The 18,015-nt window shown below is 42.0% G+C and carries 18 protein-coding genes; 12 read left to right on the plus strand and 6 right to left on the minus strand.

Translation table 11 applies throughout. The features are described 5' to 3' along the window. Positions 1-5: 5 nt before the first annotated feature. Positions 6-773: a GNAT family N-acetyltransferase gene (locus tag NSQ25_RS01285; RefSeq protein ID WP_326136104.1), complete on the minus strand. Its 768-nt coding sequence runs from the start codon at positions 771-773 to the stop codon at positions 6-8. A gap of 201 nt (positions 774-974) precedes the next feature. On the opposite strand from NSQ25_RS01285, the gene NSQ25_RS01290 reads away from it, so the two are divergent. From NSQ25_RS01290 to NSQ25_RS01310, 5 genes are all read left to right on the plus strand, one after another. Then, the gene (locus NSQ25_RS01290) at positions 975-1,433 is read left to right on the plus strand and encodes a MarR family transcriptional regulator (protein ID WP_034283105.1); all 459 of its coding nucleotides are present in this window, start codon (positions 975-977) and stop codon (positions 1,431-1,433) included. Between the two features lie 105 nt (positions 1,434-1,538). Next, the gene (locus tag NSQ25_RS01295) at positions 1,539-1,769 is read left to right on the plus strand and encodes a hypothetical protein (RefSeq protein ID WP_041115244.1); all 231 of its coding nucleotides are present in this window, start codon (positions 1,539-1,541) and stop codon (positions 1,767-1,769) included. Further along, complete coding sequence (locus NSQ25_RS01300; protein ID WP_326136103.1) at positions 1,766-2,227, plus strand: DUF523 domain-containing protein; 462 nt, start codon at positions 1,766-1,768, stop codon at positions 2,225-2,227. Before NSQ25_RS01295 ends, NSQ25_RS01300 begins: the two co-directional genes overlap by 4 nt. Before the next feature lie 30 nt (positions 2,228-2,257). Further along, entirely contained in the window at positions 2,258-2,674 is a 417-nt protein-coding gene (locus NSQ25_RS01305; protein ID WP_326136102.1) for a DUF5301 domain-containing protein, read from the plus strand. An 81-nt stretch (positions 2,675-2,755) separates the two neighbouring features. Next, positions 2,756-3,583, plus strand: a complete 828-nt coding sequence (locus NSQ25_RS01310; RefSeq protein ID WP_034283114.1) for an aldo/keto reductase — start codon at positions 2,756-2,758, stop codon at positions 3,581-3,583. 51 nt (positions 3,584-3,634) lie between these two features. On the opposite strand, the gene NSQ25_RS01315 is transcribed toward NSQ25_RS01310, so the two are convergent. Further along, the gene (locus tag NSQ25_RS01315) at positions 3,635-4,717 is read right to left on the minus strand and encodes an iron-containing alcohol dehydrogenase family protein (RefSeq protein WP_326136101.1); all 1,083 of its coding nucleotides are present in this window, start codon (positions 4,715-4,717) and stop codon (positions 3,635-3,637) included. Between the two features lie 197 nt (positions 4,718-4,914). On the opposite strand from NSQ25_RS01315, the gene NSQ25_RS01320 reads away from it, so the two are divergent. Then, positions 4,915-5,883: a rhodanese-related sulfurtransferase gene (locus NSQ25_RS01320; RefSeq protein WP_039176148.1), complete on the plus strand. Its 969-nt coding sequence runs from the start codon at positions 4,915-4,917 to the stop codon at positions 5,881-5,883. Between the two features lie 344 nt (positions 5,884-6,227). Then, the gene (locus NSQ25_RS01325; RefSeq protein ID WP_034283122.1) at positions 6,228-7,847 is read left to right on the plus strand and encodes an APC family permease; all 1,620 of its coding nucleotides are present in this window, start codon (positions 6,228-6,230) and stop codon (positions 7,845-7,847) included. A gap of 35 nt (positions 7,848-7,882) precedes the next feature. On the opposite strand, the gene NSQ25_RS01330 is transcribed toward NSQ25_RS01325, so the two are convergent. Then, positions 7,883-8,083: a hypothetical protein gene (locus tag NSQ25_RS01330; protein WP_034283125.1), complete on the minus strand. Its 201-nt coding sequence runs from the start codon at positions 8,081-8,083 to the stop codon at positions 7,883-7,885. A gap of 185 nt (positions 8,084-8,268) precedes the next feature. Between NSQ25_RS01330 and NSQ25_RS01335 the strand changes: the two genes are divergently transcribed. The 4 genes from NSQ25_RS01335 to NSQ25_RS01350 all read left to right on the plus strand — a co-directional run bounded on the left by NSQ25_RS01335 (position 8,269) and on the right by NSQ25_RS01350 (position 14,005). Then, positions 8,269-9,105, plus strand: coding sequence for a PRD domain-containing protein (locus tag NSQ25_RS01335; protein WP_065215396.1), 837 nt, complete (start codon positions 8,269-8,271; stop codon positions 9,103-9,105). 235 nt (positions 9,106-9,340) lie between these two features. Further along, positions 9,341-11,197 carry a beta-glucoside-specific PTS transporter subunit IIABC gene (locus NSQ25_RS01340; RefSeq protein ID WP_120208487.1) on the plus strand — a complete coding sequence of 619 codons (1,857 nt, stop codon included), beginning with the start codon at positions 9,341-9,343 and terminating at the stop codon, positions 11,195-11,197. 19 nt (positions 11,198-11,216) lie between these two features. Then, positions 11,217-12,638 (plus strand): glycoside hydrolase family 1 protein, encoded by a 1,422-nt coding sequence (locus tag NSQ25_RS01345; protein WP_044333462.1) that lies wholly within the window; start codon positions 11,217-11,219, stop codon positions 12,636-12,638. Positions 12,639-13,267: 629 nt separating this feature from the next. Next, the gene (locus NSQ25_RS01350; RefSeq protein WP_144496772.1) at positions 13,268-14,005 is read left to right on the plus strand and encodes a hypothetical protein; all 738 of its coding nucleotides are present in this window, start codon (positions 13,268-13,270) and stop codon (positions 14,003-14,005) included. Positions 14,006-14,023: 18 nt separating this feature from the next. Here the strand turns inward: NSQ25_RS01350 and NSQ25_RS01355 are convergent, their stop codons facing one another. Beyond that, on the minus strand, positions 14,024-14,359 hold the full coding sequence (locus tag NSQ25_RS01355; protein WP_081123926.1) for a hypothetical protein: 336 nt from the start codon (positions 14,357-14,359) through the stop codon (positions 14,024-14,026). Positions 14,360-14,691: 332 nt separating this feature from the next. Here NSQ25_RS01355 and arr point away from each other — a divergent pair, with 332 nt between their 5' ends. Continuing rightward, positions 14,692-15,108, plus strand: coding sequence for an NAD(+)--rifampin ADP-ribosyltransferase (gene arr, locus NSQ25_RS01360; protein WP_034283133.1), 417 nt, complete (start codon positions 14,692-14,694; stop codon positions 15,106-15,108). A gap of 57 nt (positions 15,109-15,165) precedes the next feature. Here arr and NSQ25_RS01365 read toward each other — a convergent pair whose 3' ends face one another. Together NSQ25_RS01365 and NSQ25_RS01370 are read right to left on the minus strand one after the other, a co-directional pair. Beyond that, the gene (locus NSQ25_RS01365; protein WP_326136100.1) at positions 15,166-17,085 is read right to left on the minus strand and encodes a PTS sugar transporter subunit IIA; all 1,920 of its coding nucleotides are present in this window, start codon (positions 17,083-17,085) and stop codon (positions 15,166-15,168) included. After that, a complete protein-coding gene (locus NSQ25_RS01370) occupies positions 17,082-17,966 on the minus strand; it encodes an ROK family protein (protein WP_217008860.1) in 885 nt (294 codons plus the stop codon). Before NSQ25_RS01370 ends, NSQ25_RS01365 begins: the two co-directional genes overlap by 4 nt. Positions 17,967-18,015: the final 49 nt, after the last annotated feature.

An 18,015-nucleotide genomic window follows, 5' to 3' on the forward strand; every position in this document is an offset into this window, starting at 1 on the left:
CCTTTCTATTCAAAGACGGCCATTTCGCCGATTGGTTGGAAGCCGGCACGTTGATAAATATTTTTGCCGTCTGCTGATGCTTGTAAGATGACACATTTTTGTTTATTCTCTGTCTTGGTCAAAAGGTAATGAAACATGTCACTGCCAAGTCCTTTGCCGCGGTGTTCTGCCCTTGTTATGACATCATAAATACCGTAGCTGTCGTTTGTCTCGAATAATAAGCCTGTTGTGACCGGCTTATGGTGTTCATATCCCACGAACATGCGAGCTTTTGAGTGTAATTTTTTAATCGAAAAACGCTGGAAATAATCTTCTAAGGCGGCGGCCTCAGTCGATCCTTTGAATAGTTCAATAAAGATATGTTTGTAATCAAATAGTGTCTGCTCATCAAGTACTTCCTTGATTGTAAGTGATGAGGATGTGACTGGATCAATGTCACCTGTATGCTCAAGCATCATGATGGTATTGCGTTCGACCTCTTGAAGCTGATATTCCTTTAATAAATCAGCCCAATCAGGATGGAGTAAACGGTGATCGACCCATGTGCTGAAGATGAGTTTCTGTGACCGCATGTGTTCAATGGCAGCTTTCACTTTTTTTGGATCTTGGATTTGAGCTGATGTCGGTAAGAGCAAATTGAACGTGTCAGTCGATATTTGAGTATTGGATAGAACGAAATCGTCCGATGCAAGGAAGGTTCCGTTCACAGCAGAGGAAAACAGATGTATCTTTTCTTCTAATTGGCGAATGGCCATTAGTTGTTCAGGTTTCATTTAGCTCACCTTTTCATTATGATAAATTGGATGACATCCCCATGATTATAGCATGTGACAGGATGAGGGGAATCTAGTATAAAAGTACATATACAATTTTAAGGTCTGATGACCTATTATTTTACTAACAACCACATTTCTTTTGACTCCTTTCTTCATTATTAGTACCATTTTATTAACCAGTTAAGAGTGGAGGTTCAGATGGAAACAAAAGAGCAGATTGTATTAAAAGCGATTCAAGATCTGATTATGCATAGGGAAAAGAGACGGAATGATCCAACAGATCCACTGATTACCACGACTGATACACTCAAACAAGAATGGACACTCACACAGCTTCACATTTTATCGATGATTCAAGCCAATCCAAACGAATCAAACAATACATTTCTATCTCAGCAACTAAAACTATCAAAGCCAGCTATTACAAAGGCTGTGAAAAAACTAATTGAAAAAGGCATGGTGGACTATTGCCACCGGCAGGGTGATAAGAAATCTGTCTATTATTCTTTGACAGAGGAAGGCAAGCAATTGGCAGCGCTTCATGATGAGCTGCATGAAAAAGCAGTCACGTCCTATTTAGAATTTCTTCAGCAGTTTCATGAAGATGAATTACAAGTGATTGAGCGCTTCTTAAAGGCTTGGAAAGAAAAGATATAGATAAAAAACCGAAACCATCGTAAAAAGGAGATGGTTTCGGTTTTTTATGGTAAAATTAACATATATTGATGTTGTTTGAAGCCATGATGAAAGGGAGGGAGCTCATTGGAGAAAGAAATGATAGAAAATTATAAAAAATACGTATTCATCATGCCATTTGTGGGATTGTTTGTCAGCGTGCTATTATTTGTTTATTTTTTTGGTATTGCAGGAGCTGGAGAACCGATTTGGGCTGCTGCTTTGTATTGTGCTCTGCCCTTTTTGGTGAATACGATATGTTTCTTGCCTGTATGTATTTATTTTAAAGTCAGCAAAAAAAGTGAGGAACATACATGATTGTCGTCAGTGCTTGTCTTGCTGGATTGAAGGTTCGTTATAATGGCAGCCATCGATTAGATCAGCGAATTGAGGAGCTTGTTGAGGAGGGAAAGGCAGTCACAGTTTGTCCTGAGCTGCTTGGCGGCCTTTCCACGCCAAGACCTCCCGCAGAAATCATTGGCGGAGACGGACATGATGTATTACAGGGCCTCGCCTCCGTGATTGATGTACATGGAAATGATGTCACGGAGATGTATGTAAAAGGTGCGAAAATGGCGCTGGAACAGATTCAGTCTCTGAAAGCGAAGGCGGTTGTGTTAAAAGAGTACAGCCCCTCCTGCGGCAGCCGGATGATTTATCGCGGAGATTTTAACGGGGGGACAAAAGCTGGGGATGGAGTGACATCCGCCTTGCTCAAACAGCACGGGATTCAGGTATTTTCTGAGGAGGATGATTGGACTTCGCTGTTTTTATAGGTGTGCTGAGAATAGGAAGGAGGAGTTAGGTTGAAAAAGTGGATGATTGGTTTAGTCGTCATTATTTTATTAGGAATTGGTATTTATTTTCTGATCAATGCAAAAACATACTCTTTTGATAATGTGGCCTCAATTGATCAAAACAAGGTGACTTCGATTCAAATTGAGCATGATAATGAGCGTGTTAAAGTGGAAAAGAAAGCGGATATTCAAAAGTTACTCAAGGAATTTTCGGGTATGAAATTAAAGAAAACGAATGAAACTAAAAAAACTTCAAAAGAGTCTTATTGGATCAGAGTGTATGAGAATGAAAAGGAAACATATGGTCTGACTTTTTACGATCAAACATTTTTAGAAACATATGATTTTTCTAAAACAAAAGATCAAACCAGCGAATATCAAATCGTTGACACCAATCAAGTTGATATAGGAAAATATATCAAATAGCTCAGCCAGAATGTCATGCATGATCAATCGAAAATTCGGGTATAGTGCTTGGTAGTTAAAAATGAAGCGGAGGTTTGTTTGATGAGTGGATTAACAGATACAGTCACATTAGCAAACGGAGTGAAAATGCCGAAGCTAGGCTTTGGTGTATGGCAGGTAAAAGATGGGGATGAGGCTGTAAATGCCGTCAAAGACGCTCTTGAAGCGGGCTACCGCAGCATTGATACAGCAGCCGCCTATCAAAATGAAGAAGGGGTAGGCAAAGCCATTCAGCAATCAGGTATCTCGCGCGATGATCTATTCATTACGACAAAGGTCTGGAATAATGATCAAGGCTATGAATCAACACTCGAAGCCTTTGAAACAAGTATGAACAAGCTGGGATTAGATGTATTAGATCTTTATTTAATTCATTGGCCAGTTGAAGGCAAATATAAAGAAACATGGAAAGCGCTAGAGAAACTATATAAGGATGGACGCGTTCGAGCGATCGGAGTGTGTAATTTCCATCAGCATCATTTAGAGGATTTATTGGAAGAGGCAGAAGTTGTGCCAATGGTGAATCAAATCGAGCTGCATCCGAAGCTGACGCAGGAGCCTTTACGAGACTACTGCAAATCGAAAGGAATTCATGTAGAGGCGTGGTCGCCATTAGGCAGCGGGAAGCTTCTAAACCATCCTGTTCTCCAGGATATCGCGAAAAAACATGACAAGTCAGTAGCGCAAGTGATTCTTCGCTGGGACTTGCAGCATGGCATTATCACCATTCCAAAATCTGTGACGAAGAGCCGAATCATCGAAAACACACAAGTCTTCGATTTCGAGCTGTCCGCACGTGAGATGGGTGTCATTGATCAGCTCAATGAAGATGAGCGCACAGGTCCAGATCCAGATAACTTTGATTTTTAATCGAAGGAAAAGCACAGGTGCGATGCCTGTGCTTTTTTATTTCCCTCATCTTTAGACAGATTTTTGGGGGTGATAGGTCTCAATGATTTGAATGGCGTCAACAATCTGTTCTTTAGAATAGTCCCCAATTAAACAAAAGGTTTCATCTTTACGTGCCGCATGGTTTGCTACCGTAAGTGCCGCTTCTTCCAGTTGAGTTGTCATACCAAGATCGCGCATATTTCTAGGTAATCCGAGAGTTTGGTAGAGTTCAAGTAATTCCTCAACCTCGGACATTCGGTTTTCTGCGGCAAGCTGGACGAGGATGCCATAAGCTACTTTTTGTCCATGTAACACATGATGCGTTTCTTCAATAAATGTCAATCCATTATGAACGGCATGGGCTCCTGCCATTCTTCCATAGCGTCCCCCATAGCCGCCGACTGTTCCTGCTAACGTAATAATCGTATCTGTCACATCTGCGAATGCTTGTGAAAGCTGCCCTGTTTTTAAGCTGTTGACAGCTTCTTCACTATGAGAAAGAAGAATGTCTCGAACATATACCGCCTGCTTTAGTGCTGCATGTACCATGAGCGGCAAGGCGCCTTTTGTGTTACGAATAATCGCTTCTGCTTCATACCATTTTGCCAGCGTATCACCAATTCCGCTTTGAAAGTAGGAAAGAGGAGAGGAAAGCAAAAAAGTATGATCAATTAAGGTGAGGTAGCTGGATCGTTTATGATAATCAACTCTCATGAAATTTCCTTTGTCATCATAAATGACGCTGAGAGGTGTAGACGCAGCACATGTGCCGGGAATCGTTGGCACCATCATGACTTCGATTTGAAGAACGTCTGCAACTGATTTTGCGGTATCTAAAATCGTTCCGCCCCCGATGCCGATGATCACATCTGACCCGTTAAGCTCTTCTGCGATCTGTGTGACCGCATTAGGCGAACTGTATCCTTTGTGCTGAATGAAAGGCCACTCGGACAGCAGCTTTGTGTATTGTGAAAAAGCTTGGTATGAATCATATCCTGTCACTACAGCAGGTGACTGAAAAGGAGAAACAAGGGATTCAAGTTCATGATAGATTCCCTTTTGAGAAATAAATTGGTTAGGGCCGCTTCTGACAATATCTTCTGGCTGGATCATGGATCATTGCTCCTTTACACATCATATTGTTCATAAATCATCTCATTTTACAGAAAGTTCTGTCAAATAGTCAAATATATGAGAAGAAAGGCCCTTCCGTTTTATGGAATTAAGCCGCCGACATTGCCTTTAGGTATGTATTTCCTGTATGATAAAGAATGGTATGTTTTGATTAAATTTAAGAGGTGTTTATATAGATGGAAAAACAATATCGCGTTTTACTTTACTATCAATATGTCCCCATTGAGGACCCAGAGACGTTTACAGCAGAGCATTTAGCATTCTGTAAGGAGCTTGGTTTGTTAGGCCGTATCCTCGTATCAGCAGAAGGCTTGAACGGAACGGTTTCTGGAACTATTGAGCAAACGGACAAGTACATGCAAGCGTTAAAAGAAGATCCGCGCTTTGCGTCTATGCCGATCAAAATTGACGAAGCGGATGGTCATGCGTTTAAAAAAATGCACGTCCGTCATCGGAATGAACTAGTGAACCTCAGCCTTGAGGATGATGTGAATCCGTTGGAATTAACGGGGAAACATCTTAGCCCGGTTGAATTTTACGAGCAAATGCAATCACCTGATACTGTTGTGATTGATGCGCGTAATGATTACGAGTTTGATGTTGGTCACTTCAGAGGGGCAGTTCGTCCTGATATTGAGACATTCCGTGAATTACCTGAGTGGATTCGTGACAATAAAGAGATTCTTGAAGGCAAAAAAATCCTGACTTATTGCACAGGCGGCGTACGCTGTGAGAAGTTTTCAGGCTGGTTAAAGCGTGAAGGCTTTGAAGATGTCTCTCAGCTTGACGGCGGAATTGTCACTTACGGAAAAGACCCAGAAGTACAAGGGAAGCTATGGGACGGTCAATGCTATGTGTTTGATAATCGCTTAACAGTACCAGTGAATCAAACAGAGCATGTGGTTGTCGGAAAAGATTTCTTCACTGGTGAGCCTTGCGAGCGTTATGTGAACTGTGCGAACCCTGCATGTAACCGTAAGATGATTGCCACTGAAGAGAGTGAGCATAAGTATATGCGCAGCTGCAGTCATGAATGCCGCACAAGCGAACGGAACCTGTATGTGAAACAGCACAATTTATCTGAAGAAGAAGTTCAAGAAAGACTAGCTGTTATTGAAAAAGAACAAGCGATTTCACAAGGATAGAGGGAACCCCCCTTTATCCTTTTTTTCTTTACATGGCGTGGGTTAGAAGGGAGAGGAAGTCATTTCCTCTATCTTTTTTGTTTTGTTTTTTTCAAAATAAGGGTAAAGGTAGTTATTCAGTCTAATAGATTGAACAGGTGAAAAAGCGCTTTCTTTTGAAATAAGCATGTTCGACTATTTCAGAAAATGAAGAATTGAGAGATAATATAACAGGCGAAAAAAATGAACAAGGGTAAATGTTTATTAGAAGAAATATTTGCCAGTAAAATGAAAAGTGAGCTGCTTTGAAAGAAAGACGCTTGCTTGACACATGCTCTGTATTTTAATCGAAAGGTGTTATGAACATGAATCATTTGCATCGTAGGATGGGAACTTTCGCTTTAATGATGGTAGGTCTTGGCTCAATCATTGGTTCAGGATGGCTCTTCGGTGCTTGGCGTGCGGCTCAAATCGCCGGTCCTGCTGCTATTTTATCCTGGTTGATTGGGATGGTTGTGATTTTATTTATCGCTTTGTCTTATAGTGAACTCGGTTCGATGTTTCCAGAGGCAGGCGGAATGGTGAAATATACGCAATATTCACACGGATCTTTTATTGGGTTTATTGCAGCTTGGGCGAACTGGATCGCCATTGTCTCCGTGATACCAGTGGAGGCGGTTGCTTCCGTCCAGTACATGAGCTCATGGCCTTGGGAGTGGGCAAAGTGGACATCTCATTTGGTTACAAAAGGGGTATTGACGACAGAAGGTCTTATGGTTGCCAGTGTGCTGCTTGTGATTTACTTTCTGCTTAATTATTGGACAGTTGGGTTATTTTCAAAAGCAAATACATTCATTACCGTGTTTAAAATTGTCATTCCAGGATTAACAATTGGTGCGCTCTTATTCGTAGGTTTTCATAGTGAGAATTTTACTTCTGGAACAAGTATTGCCCCTAACGGCTGGGCGAGTGTGCTGACAGCTGTTGCGACATCTGGGATTGTGTTTGCCTTCAATGGCTTCCAAAGCCCGATTAACATGGCCGGTGAGGCAAAAAATCCAGGCCGGTCGATTCCAATTGCCATTGTCGGATCGATTTTCATTGCAACTGTGATTTATGTCCTTTTACAAGTCGCCTTTATCGGTGCTGTTGATCCATCTATGATCGTGAATGGATGGGGTCATTTGAATTTCAACTCGCCATTTGCGGACCTTGCCATTGCGCTTGGTATTAACTGGCTTGTTCTGATTTTATATGCGGATGCGTTTGTGTCGCCTTCTGGTACGGGAATTACGTATACCGCAACGACGTCTCGTATGATTTATGGAATGGAAAAAAACAAATACATGCCAAGTGTGCTTGGCCGTCTGCACCCTATTTACGGCGTGCCTCGTCCAGCAATGTTTTTTAACTTAGCCGTATCGTTTATCTTTCTGTTTTTATTTAGAGGCTGGGGTGTACTTGCTGAAATTATCTCGGTCGCTACACTCATTTCGTATCTGACTGGACCAGTGACCGTCATGACGCTGAGAAAGACAGGGACAGATTTATATCGACCGCTTCGAATAAAAGGACTCAGCATCATTGCTCCTCTCGGTTTTGTCTTTGCCTCATTGACACTGTATTGGGCAAGATGGCCGTTAACAGGTCAGGTGCTGTTCATTATTCTCATTGGTCTTCCTATCTATTTTTACTATCAAGCAAAAGCGAAGTGGAAAGGCTTCGGCCGCAACTTTAAGGCGGGTGCTTGGATGGTTGTGTACCTGCTTGTGATGATGACGATTTCCTGTCTTGGCAGTGATAAATTCGGCGGTTATAACATCATTCATTATGGCTGGGACATGGCACTGATTACGGTGGTAGCTCTGCTATTTTATATGTGGGCACTCAAAAGTGGATATGAAACAGAGTTTTTAGAGGATGCGAAAAAAATCAATGATGAGCTGCGTGCTTCTCAGAAGGAAGCTGCAGCAACCAAAGAATAAAGAAACGGCTGCCTGAACACTCGGGGCAGCCGTTTTTATTTGGAGGAAAGGTGCATCACATGCCGTTTCAGCCAAGTGGTGACGCCGCGCAAAACGGCCGCTGTGACAAGTGAAATGAGCACATATCTCCAAAGCTGGCCTAAGCCTTGTCCACTCAGCCAGAACACGATGCCTAGAATGATGAGGGTAAACATGAGCAAGAATAAAAATGATGCAGACCAGAAAAAAGATTTCACAGAAGGTCACCTCCTCAGGAGTATTGTATGCAGGCAATTGAAGGAACAGACCATCTATGAAAGGGTAGAATCATGGTGAAATCTATTGCAAAAGTCAGATAAAAGCACCAAGTGATTTGACAATTGTGTTAAGATGAGAGCATATTTTGAGTAAAGTTGTTGGTCATAGACGGAGGTGTTTGGAAATGCAGATTCAAAAGGTTCTAAACAATAATGTCATTAGTGTCATAGATGAACATGGAAAAGAAATCGTCGTCATGGGCAGAGGCATCGCTTTCCAGCGACGTCCCGGGGACCCGGTGGACGAATCGTTGATTGATAAAGTCTTCCGCTTGGAGGATCATTCCGTTCACGAGCGGATGAAAATGCTGCTTCAAGAGGTTCCGTATGATGTGGTCAAGGTGACCGAGGAAATGATCCAATATGCACATACAAAGCTGAACCGAAGATTAAACGAAAGTCTGCATGTATCGCTGGCAGACCATATTCATTACGCCATCGAACGGCTGAAGAAAAATCATCTGATTGAGAATTCGCTTATTTGGGAGATTAAACGCTTATACAAAGATGAATTTCTTGTGGCAAAGGACTGTCTTGAGATGATTGAAGAGCGTCTTCATATTGAACTGCCTGAGGATGAAGCAGGTTTTATTGCCATGCATATCATTAACGCAGAGCTCAATGAGGATATGAATACGACGGTCAATATCACAAAGGAAGTTAATGCCATTCTCACCATTGTGAAATATCACCTCAACATGGAATTTGATGAGGACTCGCTTAACTTTTACCGTTTTCTCACGCATTTGCGCTTTTTCGTCCAGCGTCTGATCAATGAAACACTCCTTGTCAGCGAAGATCAGGACTTATATCAGCTCATCAAAGTGAAATATCCGAAAGCTTACGATTGCGCAAAGAAAATCGCAGAATATGTCTATCAAACCTATCACCGGGATATTACATCAGAGGAGATGCTGTATCTATCAATTCATTTGAATCGACTGATCAAACGAGAAAAATAAAGATAGATTTTAAAAGAAAGCGTTGACATGAGAAAAGGTGAGTGGTACTATTTGCTCATAAACATAAAAGAATACGGTTTCACAATGATCGTCTTAGAGGATTGTGACTGTTCGGCAGGCAAAACCTAAACGTTCACTGAAAAAGCGCAACAGCAAGCTGCGACTATTTTTGGTGCCCGTTTAGGTTTTTATTTTGCCCAAAAACGTATTTTTTTGAAAAAAAGGGGGTTTTTGCATGAGTTATCGTCAATTAGCAGAAGACATTATTAAACACATTGGTACAGAGAAAAACGTCCATTCATTGGTGCATTGCGCCACAAGGCTTCGTTTCACCTTAAATGACAGATCAAAAGCAGATAAAGCGGCCATTGAAAAATTAAATGGCGTCGTTACCGTTATGGAAAGCGGCGGCCAATTTCAAGTGGTCATTGGCAATACCGTACCAGAGGTATATCGAGAAATTGGAGAGTTTACGAATCTATTAGAGGATTCCTCTGCTTCATCTGCAAAATCAGGTGAAGAGAGCACAAGCCTTTTCGGGAAATTCGTCGACATTGTATCGGGGATTTTCACACCACTTCTCGGTGTCATGGCGGGTGCAGGTATTTTAAAAGGTCTCTTAGGCATCTGTATCAATGCGAAATGGTTATCTCCTGAAGATACGTCGTATCAAATTTTATTTGCTGCATCTGACAGCTTGTTCTACTTCCTGCCATTATTGCTCGCATTCACTTCTGCTAGGAAGTTTAAAGCGAATCCGTTTGTCGCTGTGACGATAGCAGGTGCATTGATTTACCCAACCATTCAAGAATTGTCAAAAGGCGGCGGAGATGTGACATTCTTCGGGATTCCAGTCGTCTTAATGTCTTATACATCTACGGTCATCCCAATCATTTTGGCAGTGTTTGTCATGGGATATATCGAACGTTTCTTTAATAAAGTCATTCATGAAAGTGTCAAAAACTTTATTACTCCACTCATTTTGCTTGTCACGGTTGTTCCGCTGACACTCATCGTATTTGGACCATTTGGTGTGTATGCAGGAAATGGCATTGCAGCTGTTTTGCTGAAAGTCTTCTCCTTTAGTCCTACACTTGCAGGTGCTTTAATTGCGATGGCTTGGCAGATTCTTGTCATCTTCGGTATCCACTGGGGACTTGTGCCAGTGATTTTAAATAATATCGCAGTCCATGGGAAAGATCATATCAAGCCGGCCACTGCGCCAGCTGTATTCTCACAAGCCGGTGCTTCAATCGGTGTTATGCTGAAAACAAAGAATAAAAAACTGAAATCACTGGCTGGATCGACAGCAGTTTCTGCTGTGTTTGGGATCACAGAGCCAGCTGTATACGGGGTCACGCTTCGTTTGAAAAAACCATTTATTGCAGCCGTTATCTCTGCTGGGGTCGGCGGTGCGATTATCGGTTATTCACAAAGTATTGCAATTGCGTCAGGCCTTCCAAGTTTACTGACACTGCCGATTTTCTACGGTCAAGGATTTACAGGGTTCATCATCGGAATTTCGGTCTCGTTTGTCCTTTCTATCATCTTAACTTATTTGATTGGATTTAAAGATCCAGTAGATGAAGATGAAACGCCGGCCGCTTCTGCACCGGTAATTGAAAACGAACATGGGGTCAAAGCCGCTCATGTGAAAAGTCCTTTAAAGGGCGAGGTCATCAAGCTGGAGGAAGTGCAGGATAAGGCATTCTCATCTGGTGCACTAGGAAAGGGCGCAGCCATCATTCCATCAGAAGGCAAGCTGTTTGCACCAGTATCAGGAGTTGTGACAACGGTTTTCCCAACAGGCCATGCGTATGGTCTAACCTCTGAAAGCGGAGCAGAAGTACTCATTCACATTGGACTGGATACCGTACAATTAGGTGGAAAGCATTTTACCCCGAAGGTTGTTCAGGGGCAAACCATCACAGAAGGCGAACTGCTTGCTGAGTTTGACATAGAAGCCATCCAAGCAGCCGGCTTGTCCGTCACAACACCAGTGATTATTACCAATTCAGGTGAGTTTAGCGATATCATTGAAACAGAAGAGAAACAAATCACACCAGGGCAATCATTTTTACATCTAGTTTAATCAAAAGGAGGAAGAAATCATGAGATATTCAACACTAGCATCATTTCCAAAAGACTTTTTCTGGGGCGGATCTACTTCCGCCTATCAGGTAGAAGGTGCGTGGAATGAGGATGGCAAGGGGCCTTCTGTCATTGACATGAGAGCAAGTTATCCTGAAGGGACAACGGATTTTAAAGTCGCAAGCGATCACTATCACCGTTATAAAGAGGATGTGAAGATGTTTGCGGAAATGGGCTTGAAGGCTTATCGCTTTTCCATTGCGTGGACACGGATCATTCCAGATGGAGATGGGGAGATCAATCAAAAGGGGATTGAATTCTATCATTCTCTCATCGATGAATTGCGCCGCTATGACATTGAACCAATCGTGACAATGTATCATTTTGATCTGCCTCATGCGCTTCAAGTAAAGGGCGGGTGGTCTAACCGCGGGACAGTGGATGCGTTTGAACGCTATGCAGAGGTGCTATTCAAGGAGTATGGTCAGAAGGTAAACTATTGGCTGACCATTAATGAACAAAACATGATGATCTTACATGGATCAGCGCTCGGTACACTTGATCCAAATTTAGAAAATCCGAAAAAAGAACTGTATCAGCAGAATCATCATATGCTCGTTGCACAGGCAAAAGCCATGACGCTTTGTCATCAAATGCTGCCTGAAGCGAAAATTGGACCAGCGCCAAACATCGCGCTCATTTATCCGGCTTCTCCAAAGCCTGAAGATGTGCTTGCTGCGGCAAATTACAATGCGATCCGAAACTGGCTTTATCTTGATATGGCGGTGTTCGGCCGTTATAACAACCTTGCTTGGGCGTACATGAAAGAAAAAGACATTCTTCCTGTCATCGAAGAGGGAGATATGGATATATTGAAAAGCGCGAAGCCAGACTTCATTGCCTTTAACTACTACACTTCTCAAACGGTTGAAGCGAGTAAAGGAGATGGCAACGACGAATTTGCACGCGGCGGAGATCAGCATTTGAAATCCGGTGAAGATGGCGTCTACAAAGGCGGCAACAACCCATTCTTAAGCAAAAATGCGTTTGGCTGGGAGATTGACCCTGTCGGCTTCCGTTCAACGATGCGCGAGATTTATGACCGCTATCAGCTGCCGCTTATTATCACGGAAAACGGATTGGGTGCTTTCGACAAGTTAGAAGAAGATGGATCAATTCAGGATGATTATCGAATTGATTATTTAGAAAAACATATCGAGCAAATCAAATGGGCGATCACAGACGGCGTCGAGGTATTCGGATACTGCCCGTGGTCAGCCATCGACTTAATCAGCACACACCAAGGATGCTCCAAGCGCTACGGGTTCATCTATGTCAATCGCGACGAATTTGACCTAAAAGACCTCAAAAGAATTCGCAAAAAGAGCTCTTATTGGTATGAAACCTTGATTCAGCAAAATGGAGACAACATCGGGAAGTAAATGATGAAAAAGCCAATCACCTTATGCGGGTGGTTGGCTTTTTTTCTGTTCACTTTATTGGCAAGATCATATTGTTCGAGTTGTTCTAAAATGATAGCTAGATTTTAACAGCCTAATAAACTGTTTTCTTTTATAATCCGAAGAATATCACAATCCATTTCGCTGTTTAGCCAGTTTGTATAAAAATTGCGGCTATTCTTTTTTATGTACATTTTGAACTTTTTCGATATAATCTGCTACTTTGTAAAAACCTGATTTCGCTTTCTTTGCATATTTCTTGCCTATTACTTTCGATAAGGATTTTTCTAGATATGTGCCTGACTTGCGAAGAGCCTGAACAGCAAGTTTTTTTGCTATTGTAGTTACGATATTTTTAGTTTGGGCTTCTTTAGATTGTGGTGGGAATATGTTGCCCCATTGTTTAGGAACATATGCATTTCGACTTGTGTCATTTGTCTACCACAGAAATTTTCATCAAAACGAAGTTCTAAAAAATAAAAAAATGGTTGCGGACACCGCAACCAAAAAAAGGAATTTTCTTAAATCTATCTTAAATCCATTGATACAATTATTTTATTTTGATAACCTTAATTTTGGAATTTGATACAAAAGGAGGAAATCTAAATAAGATGTTCAAAAAACCACTTTTAATCCTAATTACCCTAGCTCTTGTCATATCAATATGGACTCCATTTTCATCAGTAGCATCAGCAGAAACACACTTTATCAATTCACAAGAATTAGAAGCGTTAGTAACACCGACAGTTCTACAAAATGAACAAGCTACCAAAGAATTAGACGAACTTGAAATGAAAATGGGAGAATACATAGAAAACCTTCCATTTACAGAAAAAGAATTCGAAAACATGTCAGAGTCAGAACAAGATAAAATGATAGAACAATATTTCAACAATGAAGAATTTTTAGCTTTTGAAAACCGAATGAAACAACTTGACTCCAAAAGTAGTCAGAGTGAAATCACAACACATGCACTACCAGTATTCTTCATACCTATCGCAATGACTGTTGGGCGAGTTGCTTTATGGGCTATTAGATCAAAAGGCGCAAAAGTTGCCGTAAAGTATTTGAAAAACAGAATAAAAGGTTTTGGTAAAAACTATGAAATTGGTTGGAATTACACAAATAAATATGGAAAAGTAACAAGCCTTGTTAAGGTATTCCATAAAAAGGGTAAAAAGAAAACACGAGTATTTGCAGTTGATAATGGAAAAGTCCCATTAAAACCGGGTTCAACCAAATGGTACTGGCATTTTCACGTAGCTCCAAACATCCACATACACCATGCACTTAGAGCATCAATACCAAGCAAACACAAAGCTAAAAAAGGTGAAACTATACTCCACTAGAAAAAAAGAAAAACCCTATTATAAGGGTTTTTCTTTTTTGGAATCGTACTCTTTAATAATATCAATTGGATCAATCGCATCATCATCTTGTGTGTATTCCTCTACATAAGGAGTAATCAATTTCTTAAACTGCTTTTCATCATCCACTAAAGCAATACAAGTTTCATAACCCTCAAAATCAGATGGATATAAATGTGCAACAGAACTACCAGTTTCTAAAGCCTTATCAATTGCATTTCTTAATTCCAACAAACCTTTTCGATTCCCCAAAATCAATGCTTCCATGTGATGAGTTTCTTGAGCATATATATTACACATCTCTAAAATATCATCATCATTCACTTGAATAGACATACAAAAAGCACCTCCAAAGTAAAATTTAGTTAATTATATAATTATTGATGCCAGCATGCCAAGACCTCAAACGTTTCATTGGCTACTTTATCCTCATCATCTTTAATCCTTATCAGATCTTCTTTATGGCCTCTAACAGCATTTTATCTCTTTCAAGAAGACTGCTTTGTATGTATTCTTGCTGTTTTTTCAACTTGCTGGAGTTTACAAATCACATCTAACTCTCTACTATCATTATACCCCGAATTTAATTAAATTTATAGACTGTTTCTCGCCCAGATCAGGCCGTATACTGTTATACGCAAGTCAAAAACGATAAGGGGTGTGGCTGTATGAATGACAAGCAAAAGGTGTTAGATCCTGGGCCGTTTTTTCATGGGACAAAAGCGGAATTGAAGATTGGAGATCTGCTTGAACCGCTTTATTTATCCAATTATCAGGATAAAAAATCGAACCATATCTATTTCACCGGAACACTAAACGCGGCCAAATGGGGTGCTGAATTAGCTAGGTCTGATGCGAAAGAAAGAATTTATATTGTAGAACCGTTAGGCGATTTTGAAAATGATCCAAATGTGACTGACAAAAGATTTCCCGGCAACCCAACACGTTCTTATCGATCGAAATCTCCATTGAAAATAGTCGCAGAATTAGGTTCATGGGAAAGACATTCCGATGAAGAAATCAATCATATGCTGAGCTCCTTAAAAAAATTAAGTGAAGAAGGAAAAAATGTCATCTACGATTGATGACGTTTATCTCAATAACACAAAGGCCGCCTCATGAACTGGGCGGCCTTTTGTTTATTATTGGAACAACGCATCCATCAGCTCATCAAATGTGTTGGCTTGCTTGAGGGAGTGAATGCGGTCTGGATTGTCTAGTAAATCGACGGCCTGTTCAAAGAATTGGTTCATACAGGCAGCGTCATCCTTATGAATCGCTAATAAAAAGACAAGTGAAACTTGGTCTCCCTGCCAGTCAATTGGCTGTTTTAAGTGTGCGATGGCTACAGAGGAGGTGCCTTCATTTGTGATAAGCGGATGCGGCATTGCAATACCGCTGCCAAGATAGGTAGACGACATTTGCTCACGCTCAAACACCGAGGGCCGAAAAGAAGACGATACTAGCTGATGCGCCTCTAAACGGTTGCATAATATATCTAATACCTCATCCTTGCTGCTTAGATCAGCATTCATGAAAGTCAATCGCTCTTGAAAAAACGCCATCAGCTCTTTTGAGGGTGCCCCGTGCCCATTTAATAAATGAATGACTTCATTCACACGCTGTATATCATGATGTTCAAAAAAGGCGCTGACCTGAATGACTGGTTTCCCCTTTGATGTGAGTGGAACGGTTGTGATGATGACGTCACACGGCAAAGAGGTGCTCATGAGATAATCCTGATAGGAATAGAGTTCAACGATGTCAAGCTCGCGCTGAAAGGCTGCCTTCAATTTAATTTCAAGCAGTCTGGCCGTCCCTAGTCCAGACCCGCATACGATAATAGCTTTCTTTTTTTGCGAGGTGTCGAGCTGACTTCTTTCAATTGAAGCAGCGATATGCAGGGCAACATATGCCGCTTCATCTTCATTTGGCGTCCGCACCAGCTGTAAGGCATTTAGTCCGCTGACAGCCAAATCAAACGGGTAAGGATAGGACGTTTTGATCTCATGCAAAAGCGGATTTTGTAATGATACGCCATATTGGATGCGATTTAATAACGGCTTCATATGAAGCATCAAGTCTTGCTGCAGGATGCTGTCATCAGCAAAACGATGACCGCTTGTTTTTTCAATGTGCTGTAGAAAGACTGTAACCGCCTGCTGAACTTCCACTGTCGTCTGATGCTGGGCGGCTTCTTTCCACGTTTGGTTCGCCAATAGATGCATGACTAAGTAATCTGTTTCATCCTCTGATAAGGTCACATAAAAAGTGTCACTCACCTGCTGTATGATTTTTTGTGCAATTCTCATCAAAACGGGTGATCTGTGTGTGCGGACGGTACTGGCGGATATCCGCTGGTTTTTTCGTGTTTGCTGAATCGCAATGGCTAAGTGAATGACTAAATTTTTTAAGGCAATGTCTTTAATGAGCAATGACTCTTGATGCAGGTTCGTCAACACAATAGATCGAATGGTTTCAAGAGATATATCAGGAAAATGGAGCTGCTCTCGCTCGGTGATATGAGAGAGAGCAGGCTCTTCTTCAAGAAGTAAGTCTGCATAGCACGTTCTTTTTTGCAGCTCATCTCCTTCAATCTTTAAGCCAAATCCAGGCTTTGACACAAGGGTCATGCCGTAACGGGCTAACATCTCTCGTCCTTTTTTTAAATCACTGCTGACCGTCATGCGGCTGATAAACAGTTCTTCAGCCAGCTGGTCAATTTTTAAGTAATCTGATTGAAGCAGCAGCTTTCTCATCATAAATCGTACACGCTCTTCTGGCATGACGGGGACAAGAGAGCGGGCAGGAAGCTTTTGCTGATGAAGCCAAAGTAAGAAAGCGTCTTGATCACTCGTTAAAAGAGTATATCCCTTTCCTCGGATCGTTTTAATCATGGCTCCTGCTTCCTTTAAATACTCATTTGCTTCCTTGATTAAATTGCGGATAGAGCGGTCAGATAAGCGAAAAGAGGAAGTGAGCTCCTCCAGCTTCACGAACCCCTTCGTTTCAAAAAGCCGCTGAATCAGCTGATAGGTTCGAGGATCTGCCGTCATCATCATTGCGCGGCTCCTTGCGCCTGCAAGGCATCAGTTCCAAGAGCGATGGCGCCCATTAAACCAGATAATCCATCAAAGGATGGTTTTGTGATAATTTCTTGTAAAGGCTTTGGCAGCTGCAAATAGCCGCGAAGCCGCTTGTCTGTTTCATCAAGAATAAGCGGCAGCATAGCCGGCTGTTTCATCACGCCTCCACCTAGAATGATGCGTTCTGGTGAAAGGGTGAGCAGCAGGTTAGCAGTCATTTGCCCGAGATAGTAAGCATGAAGTGACCAAGCAGGATGATCCTCTGGCAGCATTGGTGCCAGTGTATGATAGCGTCCTTCTATGGCAGGTCCAGATGCCAGTCCCTCTAAACAGTCATGATGTATAGGGCAGCAGCCTCCGTAAGTGTCATGAGGATGCCGCTGAACGGTGATATGCCCCATTTCTGGATGCAGCAATCCGTGAATCAGGCGATGTTCAATATAGGCACCGCCGCCTATTCCAGTCCCAACAGTAATATAGACCAAGGAGGCAGGCTTTTCTGCTTCAGTTGAAAAACGGGCTTCTCCGAGTGCTGCACAGTTTACATCGGTATCAAGCTTCATCGGGAGCCCGAGGGCTTGTTTTAAGGTAGAGAGGAAAGGGAATTGACGCCAGGCTGTTTTTGGTGTGTCTAAAATCGTCCCATAGCTTGGGCTTTGCTCTTTCACATCGACAGGTCCGAATGCCCCAATTCCAATGGCATCGACACGATGCTTTGTAAAGTAATCGATCACTTGCCGGCATGTTTCATCTGGATTCCCTGTTGCAAAGGAAGTCATGTGTTCAATCGTTCCGTCTGTTGTTCCGTAGCCGCAGACAAATTTCGTTCCGCCTGCTTCAATGCCTCCAATTCGCATGATCAATGCCCTCCATTAAAGAGGGGCGGAATCCATTGGATCCCGCCCC

Source organism: Bacillus sp. FSL R5-0512 (genome assembly GCF_038593295.1).
GTDB lineage: Bacteria > Bacillota > Bacilli > Bacillales > Bacillaceae > Bacillus > Bacillus safensis.